The sequence below is a fragment of the Micromonospora sp. NPDC002575 genome, assembly GCF_042889525.1.
In the GTDB taxonomy this organism is placed as follows: Bacteria; Actinomycetota; Actinomycetes; order Mycobacteriales; family Micromonosporaceae; genus Micromonospora; species Micromonospora carbonacea.
In genome coordinates, this window is sequence record NZ_JBIARA010000005.1 from 320031 (window position 1) to 335659 (window position 15629).

14 protein-coding genes are annotated in these 15629 nt (G+C 74.9%); 4 read left to right on the forward strand and 10 right to left on the reverse strand.

Going from position 1 to position 15629, the window contains the following annotated elements; all coding sequences use genetic code 11:
- Position 1: 1 nt before the first annotated feature.
- The 4 genes from ACFYWL_RS11240 to ACFYWL_RS11255 are packed head-to-tail and all read right to left on the reverse strand — an operon-like array spanning position 2 to position 2651.
- Positions 2-160, reverse strand: a complete 159-nt coding sequence (locus ACFYWL_RS11240; protein ID WP_386970491.1) for a DUF6760 family protein — start codon at positions 158-160, stop codon at positions 2-4.
- The gene (locus ACFYWL_RS11245) at positions 157-633 is read right to left on the reverse strand and encodes a hypothetical protein (RefSeq protein WP_386970494.1); all 477 of its coding nucleotides are present in this window, start codon (positions 631-633) and stop codon (positions 157-159) included. Before ACFYWL_RS11245 ends, ACFYWL_RS11240 begins: the two co-directional genes overlap by 4 nt.
- Positions 630-1070 carry a phage tail protein gene (locus ACFYWL_RS11250; protein ID WP_043960741.1) on the reverse strand — a complete coding sequence of 147 codons (441 nt, stop codon included), beginning with the start codon at positions 1068-1070 and terminating at the stop codon, positions 630-632. Before ACFYWL_RS11250 ends, ACFYWL_RS11245 begins: the two co-directional genes overlap by 4 nt.
- 30 nt (positions 1071-1100) lie before the next feature.
- Positions 1101-2651: a phage tail sheath family protein gene (locus tag ACFYWL_RS11255; protein ID WP_386970497.1), complete on the reverse strand. Its 1551-nt coding sequence runs from the start codon at positions 2649-2651 to the stop codon at positions 1101-1103.
- Positions 2652-2931: 280 nt separating this feature from the next.
- Here ACFYWL_RS11255 and ACFYWL_RS11260 point away from each other — a divergent pair, with 280 nt between their 5' ends.
- Positions 2932-4332: a hypothetical protein gene (locus ACFYWL_RS11260; RefSeq protein WP_386970499.1), complete on the forward strand. Its 1401-nt coding sequence runs from the start codon at positions 2932-2934 to the stop codon at positions 4330-4332.
- 54 nt (positions 4333-4386) lie between these two features.
- On the forward strand, positions 4387-4986 hold the full coding sequence (locus tag ACFYWL_RS11265; RefSeq protein ID WP_386970502.1) for a DUF4157 domain-containing protein: 600 nt from the start codon (positions 4387-4389) through the stop codon (positions 4984-4986).
- Positions 4987-4996: 10 nt separating this feature from the next.
- On the opposite strand, the gene ACFYWL_RS11270 is transcribed toward ACFYWL_RS11265, so the two are convergent.
- The 4 genes from ACFYWL_RS11270 to ACFYWL_RS11285 all read right to left on the reverse strand — a co-directional run bounded on the left by ACFYWL_RS11270 (position 4997) and on the right by ACFYWL_RS11285 (position 11848).
- On the reverse strand, positions 4997-7219 hold the full coding sequence (locus tag ACFYWL_RS11270; protein WP_386970505.1) for an ATP-binding protein: 2223 nt from the start codon (positions 7217-7219) through the stop codon (positions 4997-4999).
- Complete coding sequence (locus ACFYWL_RS11275) at positions 7216-7974, reverse strand: DUF4255 domain-containing protein (protein WP_386970508.1); 759 nt, start codon at positions 7972-7974, stop codon at positions 7216-7218. The genes ACFYWL_RS11270 and ACFYWL_RS11275 overlap by 4 nt, the downstream gene beginning before the upstream one ends.
- Positions 7975-7987: 13 nt before the next feature.
- Positions 7988-11023 carry a hypothetical protein gene (locus tag ACFYWL_RS11280; RefSeq protein WP_386970510.1) on the reverse strand — a complete coding sequence of 1012 codons (3036 nt, stop codon included), beginning with the start codon at positions 11021-11023 and terminating at the stop codon, positions 7988-7990.
- A gap of 204 nt (positions 11024-11227) precedes the next feature.
- Positions 11228-11848, reverse strand: coding sequence for a response regulator transcription factor (locus tag ACFYWL_RS11285; protein WP_386970513.1), 621 nt, complete (start codon positions 11846-11848; stop codon positions 11228-11230).
- A gap of 167 nt (positions 11849-12015) precedes the next feature.
- On the opposite strand from ACFYWL_RS11285, the gene ACFYWL_RS11290 reads away from it, so the two are divergent.
- Positions 12016-13323 carry a hypothetical protein gene (locus ACFYWL_RS11290; RefSeq protein WP_386970515.1) on the forward strand — a complete coding sequence of 436 codons (1308 nt, stop codon included), beginning with the start codon at positions 12016-12018 and terminating at the stop codon, positions 13321-13323.
- A gap of 39 nt (positions 13324-13362) precedes the next feature.
- Here ACFYWL_RS11290 and trpS read toward each other — a convergent pair whose 3' ends face one another.
- Both trpS and ACFYWL_RS11300 read right to left on the reverse strand, forming a co-directional pair.
- Complete coding sequence (trpS, locus tag ACFYWL_RS11295) at positions 13363-14421, reverse strand: tryptophan--tRNA ligase (RefSeq protein WP_386970518.1); 1059 nt, start codon at positions 14419-14421, stop codon at positions 13363-13365.
- Positions 14422-14517: 96 nt separating this feature from the next.
- Positions 14518-14700 (reverse strand): hypothetical protein, encoded by a 183-nt coding sequence (locus ACFYWL_RS11300; protein ID WP_386970521.1) that lies wholly within the window; start codon positions 14698-14700, stop codon positions 14518-14520.
- A gap of 91 nt (positions 14701-14791) precedes the next feature.
- On the opposite strand from ACFYWL_RS11300, the gene ACFYWL_RS11305 reads away from it, so the two are divergent.
- Positions 14792-15040: an SCO4848 family membrane protein gene (locus ACFYWL_RS11305; protein ID WP_386970524.1), complete on the forward strand. Its 249-nt coding sequence runs from the start codon at positions 14792-14794 to the stop codon at positions 15038-15040.
- The last annotated feature ends 589 nt before the right edge of the window (positions 15041-15629 follow it).

Consider the following 15629-nt stretch of genomic DNA (forward strand, 5'->3'; position numbering starts at 1 on the left):
CTCACTGACCTTCGTTCATCCTGGTGTTGATGCGGGCGATCTCGGACACGTACCGGGCCCGGTCGGCGTGCGTGAGGTCGAGGATCTCCGTGCGCGGCCAGTGGAAGTGGTAGGCGACGTACGAGACCTCCTCGTGGAGCCGGTCGGCCCCGTACGTCACGATTCCCCCGGGCGACCACCGGCCAGGTCCACCTCGAAGACCGACTCGCAGTCCGGGCAGGTGACCTCGGCGAGGGTGTGCCCCTCGGCGTTGATCCGCCGGTACAGGTCCTGGAGGAAGGCCAGGTCGGAGGCGAAGAGCCGCTCGACGACCTCCGCCCGCACCTGGCTGATCGTGCCCAGCCGGGTGATCACCAGGCTGAGCAGCACGATCGACAGGTAGGCGGGGTTCTGCTTGACCCGCAGGTCCACCAGGGGCGCCAGCTCGTCGCGGGCGGTGGCCAGCCGCATGCTGCCGTCCCGGTGCACCGTGCCGTCCTCGTCGACGTACCCCCGGGGGAGTTGGAAGGTGAACTCCGTCTGGAGCCGGACGGGCGCGGCCGGCGCGACCAACGGCGTGGCGGCCCCCTCCGGCCCGGCGGCCGGGTCGACGAGGGTGTCGAGGCCCCCGGCCGAGACACCACGGCGTCTCATTGCGCGCTGATCTCCTCGTAGACCACGGTGACCTTCTCGGTCGCCGCCGTCGGGTCGCCGGCCTTCAGCCCCGGCCCCTCCCACTTGCTCACCCACGCGTTGGACAGGTCGAAGCGCCGCGTCTCGGACTTGTCGGCGTTGTTGAGGATGATGCTGATGTTCTGCCGGGCCGCCTCCACCGCGCCCTTCAGGAACGTCTCCTTGATCCAGTCCGTGAAGGCGCTGCTCTTGTCGAGCCCCCGGGTGATGGTGACCTCGCCGGCCTTCCGGGCCCCGGGGATCTTCCGGATGATCAGCTCGCCGGTGGCGGTCACCGACTTGACCTCGATCGAGTCCAGCTCGACGGTCAGGCCGCTGACCTCCTGCACCAGCTCCACCTGGATGCCGCCCAGCTCCACCTGGAAGCTGTGCACGATAAGGGTGTCACCACTGGCCATCGTGGCCGCCTTTCGTCAGGTCTGGCCCGGTCAGTCGCTGACCAGGCTGGTGCTGTCGGAGAACTGGGCCAGCCGGAAGACGACGAACTCGGCGGGCTTGACCGGGCAGATGCCGATCTCGCACACCACCTGACCCCGGTCGATCACCTCCGGGGGGTTGGTCTCCTGGTCGCACTTGACGTAGAAGGCCTCCGCGGCGGTCGCCCCGAACAGCGCGCCCCGCCGCCACTCCTCGGTGAGGAAGGCGGTGATGTTGCGTCGGATCGTGCCCCACAGCCGCTGGTCGTTCGGCTCGAACACCACCCACTGCGTGCCGAGGAGGATGGACTCCTCGACGTAGTTGAACAGCCGCCGGACGTTGATGTAGCGCCACGCCGGGTCGGAGGAGAGCGTGCGCGCGCCCCAGACCCGGACGCCGCGCCCGGGGAACGCCCGGATGCAGTTGACCCCGATCGGGTTGAGCAGGTCCTGCTCGCCCTTGGTGACGTTGTTCTGCAGGTCGACCACGCCCCGGACCACCTCGTTGGCGGGGGCCTTGTGCACGCCCCGCTCGGTGTCGTTGCGGGACCAGAGGCCGGCGAGGTGCCCGCTCGGCGGCATGAACACGGCCCGGCCGGTGCTCGGGTCGAACACCTTCACCCAGGGGTAGTAGAGGGCCGCGTACCGGGAGTCGTAGCCGGCCTCGTCCTGCCGCCAGGCGCGCACCTGCTGGGCGGTCAGCTCCGGCGGCGGGTCGAGCAGGGCCATCCGGTCGCCCATCTGCTCGCAGTGCGCGATCAGGGCGAGCTGGGCGGCCTTGACCGCCTCCAGGTCGACGACCCCCTGCTGGTACGCCCCCATCAGGTCCGGCGCGGCGACCATGGTGATCTCGTCGATGGCCTCCAGCCCGGCCAGGCCGGTGCGGGAGTCGACGTCCCCGGCGAACTCGCCGGCGGTGAGGGCGGCCGGCACGGCGTCGCCGGGGGCGGCGGCCGGGGCCAGGGTGACGGTCTGGTTGGCGGGCCGGGCCAGCGCGTTGGCCGCGGCGGCCTCCTCCATGGTGATCAGGTTGGACCGCTCGCGGACCTGGCTGGCCACCGAGGTCTTGCTGTTGCGCCGGAACGAGCCGTCGTACTCCTCGGCCACCTGGCCGTCCCGGCGCACGACGAGCCGGAACCGGTCCTCGCCGGCCCCCTCGCCCTCGACGTCGGCGACCTCCACGGTGATCTCGCCCCCGCCGGCCGGAAGGGCGGCCACCCGGAACGTGCCCAGTGTCGACGGCTCCCCGGCGGGCAGCGCCTTCTGCCCGCCCCGGCCACCGGTCTTCCGGTCGGTCGACGGGTCGCCGATCCGCACGACGTAGCAGACGCCCCCACCGTTGGCGAAGTACCCGTACACCGCGTGCGCCAGGTAGGCGCCGTCGACCATCCCGCCGAAGAGCTGGACGTACTGGCTCCAGTTGGTGACCAGGGTCGGCGCGTGGAAGGGTCCCTTCTCGGCGAATCCCAGGAAGGCGGTGACCGCGGTCCCGACGCCCTCGATGGGCCGCGAACCGCTCTGCACCTCCTCCACGTACACGCCCGGGGACAGGTACGTCGGCATGCGAGCTCCTCTGCCAGGTCGGCGAACGCTGGCCAGCCTGCTCGGCCGGGGAGCCGCCGGGAAGGTCCCTACGGACCGCGCGGGGGCAGACTCCCGCACCGCAGGGGCACCGCGTCTCCCTGCCCGGGGCATGCGCCCGTCTTCCTGGCCACGCGGTCCTTCTCGGCGCTGCGGAAGCCCTCGTACGCTGAGCCCCGCGCTCGCCACCGGACATCCGCGAACCACTCCGCGAACCACTCCGCGAACCACTCGGACCCGCGTCACGAGGAGGTGCCAGCACATGCGCCGTCACCGCACCGAGCTGACGCCGGGGCCCGAGGAACACCTGCGGCCGGGCCCGACCCCGTCCCCCGACAGCCGGCGCGACGAGGCCACGGCGCCGGTGCGGGACTCCCCCGGGAACGACCCGGCGCAGGTCGTCGCGTTGCAGCGGACGGTGGGAAACCGTGCGGTGGGCCGGTCGCTCGGGTGGGACCAGCACGAGCAGGGCGTGGGGTGCGGCCACGCCACACCGACGGACACGCAGGCCCGGCCCGGGGCGGACGGCGGCGACCGGCACGCCCTGGCGCACGAGCTGACCCACGCCGTCCAGCAGCGGCTCGGCAGCCCGGTGCCGGACCGCGACGGAGCGCCGACCCCGATCCAGCGGTACCTCACCGTCGCCCCCGGAACGGCCGGGTACCCGCAGCTCGGCACCGCGGAATCCGCCACCCCGAATCCGAACTTCTTCCCCGCCCAGGTGCCCTTCGACGACAGCTACGTGGGGGCGGACGGCTCGCTGCACGTGGAATACCTTGGGCAGGCGCCCCTGCGGATCTCGGACAAGCTCGACCTGGCCATCGAGGACACCGGAGGCTCCTGGCGGCAGGCCAAGACCTTCTTCGCCACCGAGCGGCGCATAGCCGAGGCCAACGCCAACCTGAAGGGGCGGGTCCGGTTCGAGGCCGGCAGCGACTACCTGGAGCTGCGGCGGACCCGGCGGTTCCTCAAGGTCAAGATCGGCGAGCAGGAGCAGACCCTCTGGCAGGTCGAGCCGGTTCGCTACTCGGTCGGGGGAGAGGAGCTGGGCCGGGGCCTCGATGTCCGGCTCGCCCAGCGGTGCAACGAGATGGCCACGGCGGTGACCAACCGACAGGGCCTGGCCGTCGAGGGGGAGGAGCGCTACTTCGACGCCATCGCCCGGCTCCTCGGTGTGCTGACCCCGACGTCGGCAGCCGCGTACCGGCAGCAGGTGCAGGCGGCGAAGGCCGCGGCGAGCAGGGACGCCAGCGCCGCGAACGTGAGCGCCCTCTCGGCCGTGTACGCCGCCCAGATCGGCGCCGTGATGGGCTTCCGGGACGACGAACGCTTCCCGGACCTGGCCCGCCGCTTCGGTCTGAACGCCTTCACCCCGCCGCCGCAGATCGGCGACGTCCTCATGATCAAGTCTCTGGAGAGCGACGCCAGCTCGGGCGAGCTGGACTTCCACTTCGCAGGCGTGGTCGCCCGCAGCGGGACCGACTACGTCACGATGGAGAACTTCGCCCGGCACGAGAGCACCGCCACGCTCAGCTCCGGCGACCCACAGTGGTACTTCCAGATGTACGGCGCGGCCGACCCCGCACAGAGCTTCCACCGCGAGTGGGACTGGGAGGGCCGGTTTCCCGGCCGCTTCACCCTCACCATCCGCCTCGGCGGCTAGGCCGGCGGCTCGGATCCGGCCCCGCCGCCGACTGCAACGAGGAGGGTCCCCGACATGCACCGCATCCGGCCCGGCCAGGACTCCGACGCGCGGGAACAGCAGCCCGTCCGCTCCGCCCCGCCGTCCGCCCGGCACACCGGCGCGCCCGCACCGGCCGGTGGGACCGGCCCGGAGGAACTCGCCGGCCTGCAACGGACGATGGGCAACCGGGCGGTGGCCCGGCTGATCGAGCAGGATCGGCACGCACACGCACCCGGCTGCGGCCACGACGCCCCCGCCGTGCAGCGGTCCACCGCCCACGAGGTGCTGCGCGGCGGAGGCCGGCCACTGGACGAGACGACCCGGGTCGACATGGAAGGCCGGCTCGGGGCCGACTTCTCCGACGTGCGGGTCCACGACGACGCGGCGGCGCGCACGTCGGCGGCGGAGCTGGGCGCGCGGGCGTACACCTCCGGCAACCACGTGGTGCTCGGCGAGGGCGGCGCCGACCGGCACACCCTGGCGCACGAGCTGACCCACGTCATCCAGCAGCGACTGGGCCCGGTCGCGGGCACCGACGACGGCACCGGCCTGCGGGTCAGCGACCCCGGCGACCGGTTCGAACGGGAGGCCGAGGCGACCGCGTCCCGGGCGCTGGCGGACGGGGCCGCCTAGCGGGTCGGCGTCAGGGTCGGCGGGCCCGCCCGCCGCTGCCCGGCGCGCCCCGCACGCCGTTCGGCGGCACGGCCGGCAGGACCAGCCGGCCCAGCTTGCGATACTCGCGCCGGGCGGCGGCCGTCACCATCGCCATCGTCACCGGGCCGCCCGCCGCGGCGGCCAGGTAGCCGGCGCTGACCGCGCAGGCCCGGATGCCGCCCCCGCTCAGCTCGAAGTCCAGGGCGCACCGGTCCAGGTCGACGTCGGCGGCCCGGGGCAGCTCGGCGCCGAGGCAGCGGTCCCACAGCGCCCGCCGCTGCGCCGCGTCCGGCACCGGGAAGTCGACGATCACGTCGAGCCGGCGCAGGAACGCCTCGTCCAGGTTGGCCCGCAGGTTCGTGGTCAGCACGGCCACCCCGTCGAACGACTCCATCCGCTGCAACAGGTACGCGCTCTCCAGGTTGGCGTACCGGTCGTGCGCGTCGCTGACCTCGGAACGCTTGCCGAAGATCGCGTCCGCCTCGTCGAACAGGAGCACCCCGTTGACCCCGGCCGCCTCGGTGAAGATCCGCTCCAGGTTCTTCTCGGTCTGCCCGACGTACTTGTCGACCACCGTGGACAGGTCCACCACGTACAGGTCGAGCCCCAGGTCGGCGGCGACCACCTCGGCCGACATCGTCTTGCCCGTGCCGGAGTCCCCGGCGAACAGGGCGGTCACCCCGCGCCCCCGCCCTCCGCCGGGGCGCAGCCGCCACCCGCCCAGCACCTGCTCCCGGTGCCGGACCCGCAGCGCCAGCTCGGCGAGCTGGTCCCGGACCGGGGCGGGCAGGACCAGGTCGTCCCAGCCGACCGCGGGCTCCACCCGCCGGGCCAGCCGCTCCAGCGCCGCCGCGTTCTGCGAGCGCACCCCCGCCCGCACGTGCCGCGCGGCGACCCGGTCCGCGCCGTCGAGGATCGCGTGCTGCGCCGCCGCGACCGCCGCCCGCCGCACCTGGTCGGGCGTCAGCACGTACGCGGCCAGCTCCCGCTCCGGCTCGACGTCGGCGGCTAGCCCCACCGGCCGCCCGGCCAGCGCGTCCCGCCACAGCCGGGCCCGCTCCGGCGCGCCGACCGGGGCGGCGGTCACCAGCAGCGGGGACTCCTGCGCCCAGTCCGGATCCCAGCGCAGCCGGCCCGTGAGCAGCACCGGCACCGGCAGCGCCGTGAGCCGGCGCAGGAGCCGCGCGTGGGCCGCGCCCCCCGCCGGGTCCAGGGCGTCGACCGGGCCGGCGACGAGCCCCGCCCGGCGCAGCCGGGCCTCCCGTACCACGGCGGCGAGGGACTCCGGCGGCGTCGGGTCGCCGCCCAGCGCGTCCAGGTCGAGGAGCAGGACCGACCAGCCGGCGGCGGCCAGGGCGGCGCAGGCCAGCCCCTCGGCCGCCCCGCCGGTCTCCTCCCGCAGGTAGGCCAGCCGGTCACCGGCGCGGATCGCCGCCGCCAACCCGTCGACGGCCGACCGGTTCCGCCCCTGGCCCGAGCCGTCGGGCGCGGCCCCGGGCGGCCAGCGGAGCAGGCCGTCGACCCGCCCGTCGGCGGCGTCGGAGCCGAGCAGGTGACCGGCGACCCGGTCGGGCACCCGCAACGTGCGGGTCAGGAAGGGCCGGTCGGCCTCCTCGACCAGGAGCAGGCCGCCGGCCACCAGCGGACCGGCGGGGGTGAGCCGCGCCCGGCCCGGCCCGGCGACGGGGGCCACGCCGCAGAGCGACAGGGCCAGCCCGGTCGTCGCCCGGGGGCGGGTCACGTCGTCGTTGAGGTAGCCGTAGAGCTTCTCGTAGCGCCGGTCCAGGTCGGGCAGGAGCGCGATGAGCAGCAACTCGACGTCCAGCGGGGTCAGCGCGAAGTCCTCCGCCAGCTCCGACAGCGGTATCCGGGCGCCCGCCGACCGGGCCTGCGCGGCCCACCGGTCGGCGGCCTCCACCGCCTCGGCCGCGATCTCGTCGGGGGCGGGCGGGGCGGGACCGTCCACGAGCCGCCAGGCGTCGTCGTCGGAGACCCGCAGCCCGCGCAGCGGGTCGTCCGGGGCCGGGTCGGTCGCCCGCGCGGCCAGCACGGCCCGCCGGACCCGCTGCTCCACCAGGAACAGCCGGGCCCGCAGGTACGCGGTGCCGGGCGGCTCGACCCGTTCCGCCGCCGGGCCGGCCGCCCGCGGCCCGCCGCTCGGGACGCCGCCCACCGGGGCCACCCCGGCATCCGTGTCGACGGTGGCGGTCACCGGCCGCCGCCCCGGATCGGCCCACCGGTGCCCTGCCGGCGCTGCCGCTCGGCGGCGGTGCCGCGCGCCCGGCGTACCCCGATGGGGGTGACGCCGTCGGCGGGGTCCGGGTGGCGCAGCCTTCGGGCCTCCACCTCCGCCGCCCGCCCCGCCGGCCCGCCGGTTCGGTCCGCCGGCCCGCCACCGGCCCGGTCCCCGGCGCGTAGCCGCAGCCCGTCGGTGACGGGCTGGGCGGCGAAGGTCGCGGACGCCGCGATCGGGGTGGTCACCACCAGGTCCAGCGACGGCTTCAGCGCGCCACCGAGGGCCGACCAGATGTCGGCCAGCCCCCGTTCCCGCGACGGCGGCACCGCGACGCTCATCGGCACGGTCAGCCCCAGCGCGGCCAGCCCGCCGACCAGCCGGGCCGGGGGCAGCACGTCGTGCACGACCAGCCCGGCCAGCAGCACCGACAGCAGCCGGTGCTCGTCCTGCGGCTGCGCCGTCCACGCCGTCACCAGGTACGACAGGGCGAAGTACCGGGGTGGGCGATGCTCGGCGACGACCACCCCGTCCGCGTCGTGCTCCTCGACCCGGCCCTCCCGGCGGTGGGTCAGTTCCTCCCGCACGTCGTAGAGGAACAGGTTCACCGTCGGGGCGTTGCGCCGGGCCTCCCACTCCCGGGTCGGCGCGTCGAAGGCGAGCTGCACGTCGGTGCCGGCGAGCATCTCCTCGGTCAGCAGCGCGTGCAGCGCCTCGTCCACCTCGTGGATCATCGTCGTCGTCCCCTCACCAGCCGCGGAACAGCAGGCCGGGCGGCTGCTGGGCGGGCAGGATCACCCGGAAGTCGGTGCGGACGGCGCCGAACCCCGCGCCGGTGGCCACGATCCTGCGGGGGCCGAGCTGGTCGCGCGGCACCACCAGCAGCTGCGCGGCGAAGGTGCCGTCGGCCGCCGGCACGGCCGGGTTCGCCGCCGCCGTCAGGCCGACGTCCCAGGCCAGCCGCACCGGCACGCCCGGCGGGAAGTCGGTGCCCCGCACGGAGGTGACGAAGGCCGGCGGCCCGATGGCCGGCACGGCGACGATCCGGGGCCGCAGCACCCGCAGCGGGGCCTGGGCGGTGTCGTCGAGACCGCCGTCGGCGGCCACCGTGCCGCGCACCGTCGTCGACGTCGCCGCGTCCGGGGCCAGCACGAACTCCAGCTCCCGGCCGACGCCCGGGGCCAGGTCGGGGACCGGGCAAGAGGTCGCCGAGCACCCCGCCGGCCGGGTGCGCACCGGCACCCCCGCCGGCAGGGCGGGGGTTATCCGGATTCCGGTCACCGGCCGGCCGCCGGTGTTGCGGACCGTGTAGGTCACCGTGACCGTCCCGCCCACGTACGCCGGGAGGGGGTCGACCGTGACCGTGATGTCGAGGCCCGCCGCCGGCGGGCTGGTGGGCGGCGGGCCCGTCGGGGTAGGCGTCGGGGTGGTCGTCGGCGGGAGGACCGGGACGACCGTCACCGGCACCGACGCCGTGTTGTCCGACGGCCGCGCGTCGGCCGTCCAGCCCCCGACCGTCCACTCCAGCGGGTACGTCCCGGCGGTCACCCCGGTCAGCTCCACGCGTACCTGCACCGTGTTGCCCAGCCCGATCGGCCCCAGGTCGCAGCCCGGCGGGGCGAGCTGGCAGGAGCCCGCCTCCGGCTCCAGCGCGCTGACCCGGACCCCGTCGGGCACCCGCAGGTCGAGGCGGACGTTCGCCGCCGGGGTCGGCCCCCGGTCGGTCACCGTCAGCGTCAGCGTGGTCCGCTCGCCGATCCGCACCGGCGCGGGCGGCTCCGCCACCGCCGTGGCCAGGTCCACCGACCGCTGCCAGGTCGGCTTGCGGTGGCGGCCGGGGAACTCCCAGGTCAGCCCGTCGAAGACGGCGGTGTCGAAGTCGTACGTCTTGACGTACTCGGGGCTGGCCGGCTCGGTGTACCGGCGCGAGTTGAAGGCGAGCTGGTGCCCGTCCGGCGACCAGGCGACGTCGCGCGGCCGGTGCGGGCCGTCCGGCGGGGCGACCAGCGGGTCGGCGCAGCCCACCCCGGGGGTCTGCGGCGCGAGCACCTGGCAGCTGCCGCCGTCGGTGTCGGTGACGACCAGCCCGTCGGGGCCCCGCCCGAACGCGATCCGGCGGCCGTCGGGGGAGAAGCTCGGGCCGTAGTCCGCCCCGACGCAGCCGGGGCAGCCGGCGTCGGTCAGGTCCCGCTGCCCGGTGCCGTCGCGGGCGTCGACCGTCCAGACGTGACTGTCGGCCACCGTTCCCTCCGGCTGCCCCCGCACCAGGGCCAGCGTCGACCCGTCCGGCGACCAGGCCGGCTGGCTGTCGGAGCGGCCCGGGTCGCCGCCCGACGGCACGGTGAGCGCGTGCTCCCCGGTGGTCGCGTTCGCCACCACCACCCGGCTGGGCCCGCCCGGCCCGGCCAGCGCGTACGCGACGCGCGTGCCGTCCGGCGACCACGCCGGGTCGGTCTCGACGTCGGTGTCCCCGCGATCGGCGAGGGGAAGCAACCGGGGATTGCCGCCGTCGGCGTCGACGATCCAGAGGCGGGACACCCGGTTGCCGCCCACCGTCTCGAACCGGTTCACCACGATCCGCCGGCCGTCCGGCGAGTAGTCGGGGCGGGCGGTCCACGGGTCGCCGTCGACGGGCCGCCACAGCAGGTCCGGGTCCGTCGCCGCGCCCGGGTCCTCCCGCAGCACGGTCAGCCCCAGGTCACGGGGGTCGGTGGCGTCGGGGCGGACGTCCTGCAACGTCACCGTGTACCGGTCCGGCGCGGTGGTCCGGCTGACCACCAGCACCGGCGCGCCGGCACCCGGCGGGACGTACCAGGCGGGGTCGCCGACGAGGCGGTCCTCGGCGAGGCGGAGCACCGCCTCGCACGGGCACCAGTCGCGGCGCGGCACCCCCGTGTAGACCAGGTCGACCGGCCCCCGCGCCCCGTCGTCGGTGGTCCGGCTCAGGAACGCCAGGGTCGTCCCGTCCGGCGACCAGCTCGGCTGGTGGCTGTCCCACGACGGGGCGAGCAGCAGCCGGTCGTCGCCCCCGGCGGTGTTGATCAGGTGGATCTGCCGGGCGTCCGGGTCCTGCGGCGCGGCCGTGTACGCGATCCGGTCGTGCGTCGGGTCCGGGTCCCAGGCCGGCTCACCGGCCCCCTCCGGCCGGGCGGTCAGCGCGGTCACCGGCCCGCCGTCGACCGGCACCCGGTGCACCTGCGACACGCCCGCGTCGTCGCGCCGCTCGAACGCCAGCGCCGTGCCGTCGGGCGACCAGGTGGGCCGGCGGTTGTCGTTGGCGCCGTCGGTGACCTGCCGCAGCCCGGTGCCGTCGACGCCGACCACGAAGATGTCGTGCCAGCTCCCCACGCCATCGCGGGTCTGCTCGAAGGCGACCCGGGTGCCGTCCGGCGACACCGCCGGCGACCCGGCGACCTGCGTCGGGTCGTCGACCAGGCAGGTCGGCTCGCCCGAGCCGCGGCGCACCCAGAGCTGGGCCAGCTCCGACCCGCGCCGGCTGACCCAGACGACCACGTCCCCCGTGGCGGACACCTCGTCGTCGAAGTGCGCCGGCCCGCCGCCGAACAGCGGCGGCGCGGTCGCCTCCGCCCCGGTGCCGGAGACCACGCCGATGCTGCGGTGCCCGGTGCCCAGGTAGGCCACCCGCAGATCGGTGACCGGCGGCGGGTCGGTCGGCTCGGCGTACGACGCCCGGTCGGGCGGGACGCCCAGCGCCCACGCGCCCAGCAACGCGGCGACCGCCGTCGCGGCGGCGACGAGGGGAGACCTTCGGGTGGGACGCAATCGGCACCTCGACGGGAGACGGCGGGCGGGCGGCCACGTCGCGCACGGCCCAGAGGGCCATCGTGGCCGCCCGCCGCCGCCCGGCACAGGGACCGCCGGCCAGGGACCGGGGCAGAACCTCCGCCGGTACGGGCAACGACCGCCCGCACCGGCGACCCCGGTCCCCGCCCGGCCGGCCCCCGGGCGCGGCTCGGATCCAGCGACTCAGATCAGGTCGTGCCGCAGCGCGTACGCCACCGCGTGCGCCCGGTTGCGCAGGTGCAACCGGGTCGTCATGCCGTGCACCACGTTCTTCACCGTCCGCTCCGAGTACGACAGCTTCGCCGCGATCTCCCGCGTCTCGAACCCGTCGGCGACCAGCCGCAACACGTCCACCTCCCGCGAGCTCAGCCCGCCCAGGCTCAGCCCGCGCGGGTCGAGCACCTCCCGCTGGAGCCGGCGCATCTGGTTCAGCAACCGACCGAGCAGGTCGGCCGGGACGCTCCCCTCGCCCCGCGCCGCCGACTGGATCACCTCGACCAGGCGACCGGCGGACGCCTCGCCGCGGCGTACCACCCCCACCACCCCGCACTCGACGGCGGCCGAGAGCTGGGCGTCGTCGATGGTGGCCGGCACCAGCACCAGCCGGTTCTGCTCCCGGCGCAGCCGCCGCAGGACCTGCGCCACCGGCGGGGTCAGGCTGTCCACGACGACCAGGGTGACCGCCGCCTCGGCGGCGTCCGCCTGGGCCAGGACCCTCACCTCGGGACGACCCGTGAGCTGGCCCGTCACCCCCGTCCACGAGATCGGATCCGTCGCGTGCACGTAGACCGCTATCCGCTGCATCCTCGCCTCCTATCCCCGTGCCGACGGCCGGCGCGCCGACGGCACGGCGAGTATGGGAGCGGTGTCTTTGCGTGTACTTAACGCCGCCCGGCGGGCAGCGACCTCTGCCCGCCGTCGTACCCCGATGGCCCCTGACAGGCCGCAGAAGCGCTCCTACGCTCCAGCAGATGCGCGCATCGGCGAATCTGGCCAGCACCTCCGTGAGCGTCGCCCCCGGCGGCGAGGCCGAGGTCCCGGTCACCGTGCGGAACGCCGGCGACACGGTCGAGGCGTACCGGTTCGAGATCCTCGGCGTGCCGGACGAGTGGGTGACCGTGCAGCCGCCCACCCTCAACCTCTACCCGGCGGGCTCGGACACCGTCACGGTCACCTTCCGCCCGCCCCGCTCCGCCCGGGTGGACGCCGGCGACCGGCCCTTCGGCGTCCGGGTGATCCCCGCCGAATACCCCGACTCCGCCGTCGTCGAGGAGGGCGTCCTCACCGTCGAGCCGTTCTCCGAGCTGGCCGCGCAGGTGCAGCCGCCGTCGCGCAGCGGGCTGCGCAGCGCCCGCTACCGCATCGACACCGACAACCTCGGCAACCTGACCGAGCAGGTCGGCCTCGCCGCCGCCGAGGGCACCGACCAGGTGACGTTCGCGCTGCCCGCCGAGCCGGTCACCGTGCCCAACGGCACCCGGGCCGAGACACCCCTGCGGGTACGCGCCCGCCGGCTGCTGTGGTGGGGCACGCCGAAGGAGTACCCGTTCGCCGTCGAGCTGCGCGCCTCGGACGGCCGGGCCCGTGGCCTCGACGCCGTCTTCGTCCAGCGCCCGGTCATCTCGGCGGGGCTGCTGAAGCTGCTGGCGGCGCTGCTGGCCCTGCTCCTGGCATTGTTGGCGCTCTGGTTCGGGCTGCTGCGCCCGCAGGTGGAGACCGCCGCCCGGGAGGCGGTGGAGGCGGAGAAGGCCCGGCAGGTCGCGCGGGGCGAGCCGGTGCCCAGCGCCGCGCCGAACCCGGCCCCGACGACCGCCCCGCCCGGCGGCGGGACCCCGGGCGGCGGCACCCCCGGCGACGGCAGCACCGACGGCGGCGGGGTGGGCGGCCCCGCCGGTGCCGGCGGCCTCGGCGGCGAGCAGTTCTCCGTCGCCATCACCTTCCGCACCAGCCCCAACGGGTCGGCGGAGCGCAGCTACACCGTCCCGGCGGACAAGACGTTCCTGCTCACCGACTTCCTGGTCGACAACGTGCAGGGCGACGAGGGCACGCTGACGGTCACCGCGAACCAGGTGCGGGTCGTCACCTACGCCCTGGAGAACTTCCGCAACCAGGACTACCACTCGGTCACCCCGATCCGCATTCCCGCCCGGGGCCGGGTGACCCTCACCGTGGTCTGCCGCCGCCCCGGCACCCCGGCCAACGCCCCCCGCGCCACCACCTGCCGCGAGTCGCTCTACCTCAACGGCGTCCTCAGGGACAACCCGGACCCGGAGGACTGACACCCCGCGTTCTCCGCGGCTCCCGCCGTACCCCTCGGGTCACGTCCGGGTGCCCGCGGCCCGGCGGGCACGCTCGGCCCGCCGCCGCACCTGCTGGTACGCCCCGGTCAGCCCCATCGCCCGGCGGACCTCGGCCAGGGTGCGCCGCACCTCGGCCCGGGTCCGCTCCGTGCCGTCGACGATGAGCTGGTCGACCAGGCCCGGCTCGGCCTCGATCCGGGCCCGCCGCTGGCGGATCGGGTCGAGGAACCGGTTCAGCGCCGCCGCGAGCTGCTCCTTGACCTCGACGTCGCCGACCCGACCGGCCCGGTACCGCTCCTTCAGGTCCGCCACCTGCGCTCGGTCGGGGTTGAACACGTCGTGGTACGCGAACACCGGGTTCCCCTCCACCGTGCCCGGCACGTCCGCGCGCACCCGGTTCGGGTCGGTGTACATCCCCATGACCGCGCGGCGGACCGTGGCCGCGTCGGCGGAGAGCGGGATCGTGTTGCCCAGGCTCTTGCTCATCTTCCGCCGCCCGTCCGTGCCGACCAGCGACGGCGTCTCGGCGACGATCGTCTCCGGCACGGGGAAGACGTCCCCGTAGAGGTGGTTGAACCGGCGGGCGATCTCCCGGGTCACCTCGACGTGCGCCGCGTTGTCCCTGCCGACCGGCACCACCTGCCCCTTCACGCAGAGGATGTCGGCGGCCTGGAGGACGGGATAGCCGAGCAGCCCGTACGGCATCTCCTCCTTGCCGGCGGCCCGGGCCATGTCCTTGAGCGACGGCACCCGTTCCAGCCGGGGCACGCTCACCAGGTTCTGCAACAGGGTGTTCAGGTCGCCGACCTCGGGGATGGCCGACTGGAGGTAGAACGTGGCCCGCGCCGGGTCGACACCGGCGGCGAGGACGTCGGTGACCATCTCCCGGGCGTTGCGGGACACCGCGGAGATGTCCTCGCGGGTGTTGCGGGTGGTCAGCATGTGCAGGTCGGCGATGATGAAGAAGCTCTCGTAGCGCTGGTGCAGCCGCACCCGGTTGGCGATGCTGCCGACGTAGTGGCCGAGGTGCAGCCGCCCGGTCGGGCGGTCACCGGTGAGCATCCGTGCGACGGACATGGAGATGTGCCTTTCGTGCCGTGGAAGCGGTGGGAGACGCGCGGGCGCGCGCCGACCTCGGGCGAAGGCCCGTCGGAGGTCGGGTGGATCGGCTCGTCAGATCAGGGAGCCGGTGCGCCATCGCCCGCCGGCGCGGAACCGCAGTCCGCCGGCACGCAGGACGTCCAGGATGCGCTCGCGGCCGTCGCCGGAGCTGCCGGGCGGCACCGGAGCGGCACCCACCGCGAGGCCGTCGACAGCGTCGACGCCCTCGGGCATGAGGGTGCAGGGCCGGGCCACGCCTCCACGATAGACCGCGGGCCGCCGCCCGTGCGCCCGCGCAGACCGAAACAAGGTACGCGGCGCGGGGCCGCTGGCATACTCGCGGACCATGGTGCTGTCGCGCGGGTGGGCGCTCTTCCTCGTCGGGGTCGGCGGGTGGACGTGGGTGATCTGGCCCCGGTTCGCCGTCGCCATCTGGAACGACCCCCGCGCCTGGTCCGGCGGCGCCGTCGGCGAGGGGGCACCCACCGGGTTCCTCTGGATCCACGCCCTCTTGATCGGGGCGTCCCTGGCGATCGGCAGCACGGTCGGCATCCTCGGCGTACGGGGCTGGCGGGCCGCGCGTGGCCGATCCTGACGCACTGAGCTGCGGGCATCTTCGATCACGAATGGTGTGACGGGGGCCTCTACCCCCCGATTTGACGTTGAAACCCCGGGACGCGTAACTTTCTCTCTGCCAGCGCGGAACGGACGAAACGGGGCGAAAGCCCTGGAGGCCGGAGCGCCGGACAGCACAGCTCGCCCTGACCGGGGCGAGCCGGGCGGGGCCACCGGATCTGCCGCAGGGCGGATTTGGAGCGGCGAAACCGACCGGGTAAGGTAGACGACCGGCGGGGAACCGGGCGAGAGCGTGGGAGACCACGACGGCCGGCCTGCCAAATCCGATGATCACGAGCAGTGGTTCGCTGCTGTGCGCGTTCGTCGGGCCGGATCCGTACGAAGCACGACAGACCGGGACACACGGTTTGACACGGCGGAAACGGTGAGGTAAAGTAGTAAAAGTGCCCGGCGCGGAAGCGGGGGGCACGGATGGAACGAGATGCCCCGGATGGGGCCCCCGGGTGTGGGGGTTTCGGATGGTGTGTGGTTGTTCTTTGAGAACTCAACAGGGTGCTTGATAAGCCAGTGCCAAGATTGTTTGATACCCCGGACTGGCCGAGCGTTTG

Excerpts from the sequence above, each read along its gene's own strand:
- ACFYWL_RS11245 (WP_386970494.1), bottom strand. The coding sequence starts at position 633 with ATGAGACGCCGTGGTGTCTCGGCCGGGGGCCTCGACACCCTCGTCGAC.
- ACFYWL_RS11250 (WP_043960741.1), bottom strand. The coding sequence starts at position 1,070 with ATGGCCAGTGGTGACACCCTTATCGTGCACAGCTTCCAGGTGGAGCTG.
- ACFYWL_RS11255 (WP_386970497.1), bottom strand. The coding sequence starts at position 2,651 with ATGCCGACGTACCTGTCCCCGGGCGTGTACGTGGAGGAGGTGCAGAGC.
- ACFYWL_RS11260 (WP_386970499.1), top strand. The coding sequence starts at position 2,932 with ATGCGCCGTCACCGCACCGAGCTGACGCCGGGGCCCGAGGAACACCTG.
- ACFYWL_RS11265 (WP_386970502.1), top strand. The coding sequence starts at position 4,387 with ATGCACCGCATCCGGCCCGGCCAGGACTCCGACGCGCGGGAACAGCAG.
- ACFYWL_RS11275 (WP_386970508.1), bottom strand. The coding sequence starts at position 7,974 with ATGATCCACGAGGTGGACGAGGCGCTGCACGCGCTGCTGACCGAGGAG.
- ACFYWL_RS11285 (WP_386970513.1), bottom strand. The coding sequence starts at position 11,848 with ATGCAGCGGATAGCGGTCTACGTGCACGCGACGGATCCGATCTCGTGG.
- ACFYWL_RS11290 (WP_386970515.1), top strand. The coding sequence starts at position 12,016 with ATGCGCGCATCGGCGAATCTGGCCAGCACCTCCGTGAGCGTCGCCCCC.
- trpS (WP_386970518.1), bottom strand. The coding sequence starts at position 14,421 with ATGTCCGTCGCACGGATGCTCACCGGTGACCGCCCGACCGGGCGGCTG.
- ACFYWL_RS11305 (WP_386970524.1), top strand. The coding sequence starts at position 14,792 with ATGGTGCTGTCGCGCGGGTGGGCGCTCTTCCTCGTCGGGGTCGGCGGG.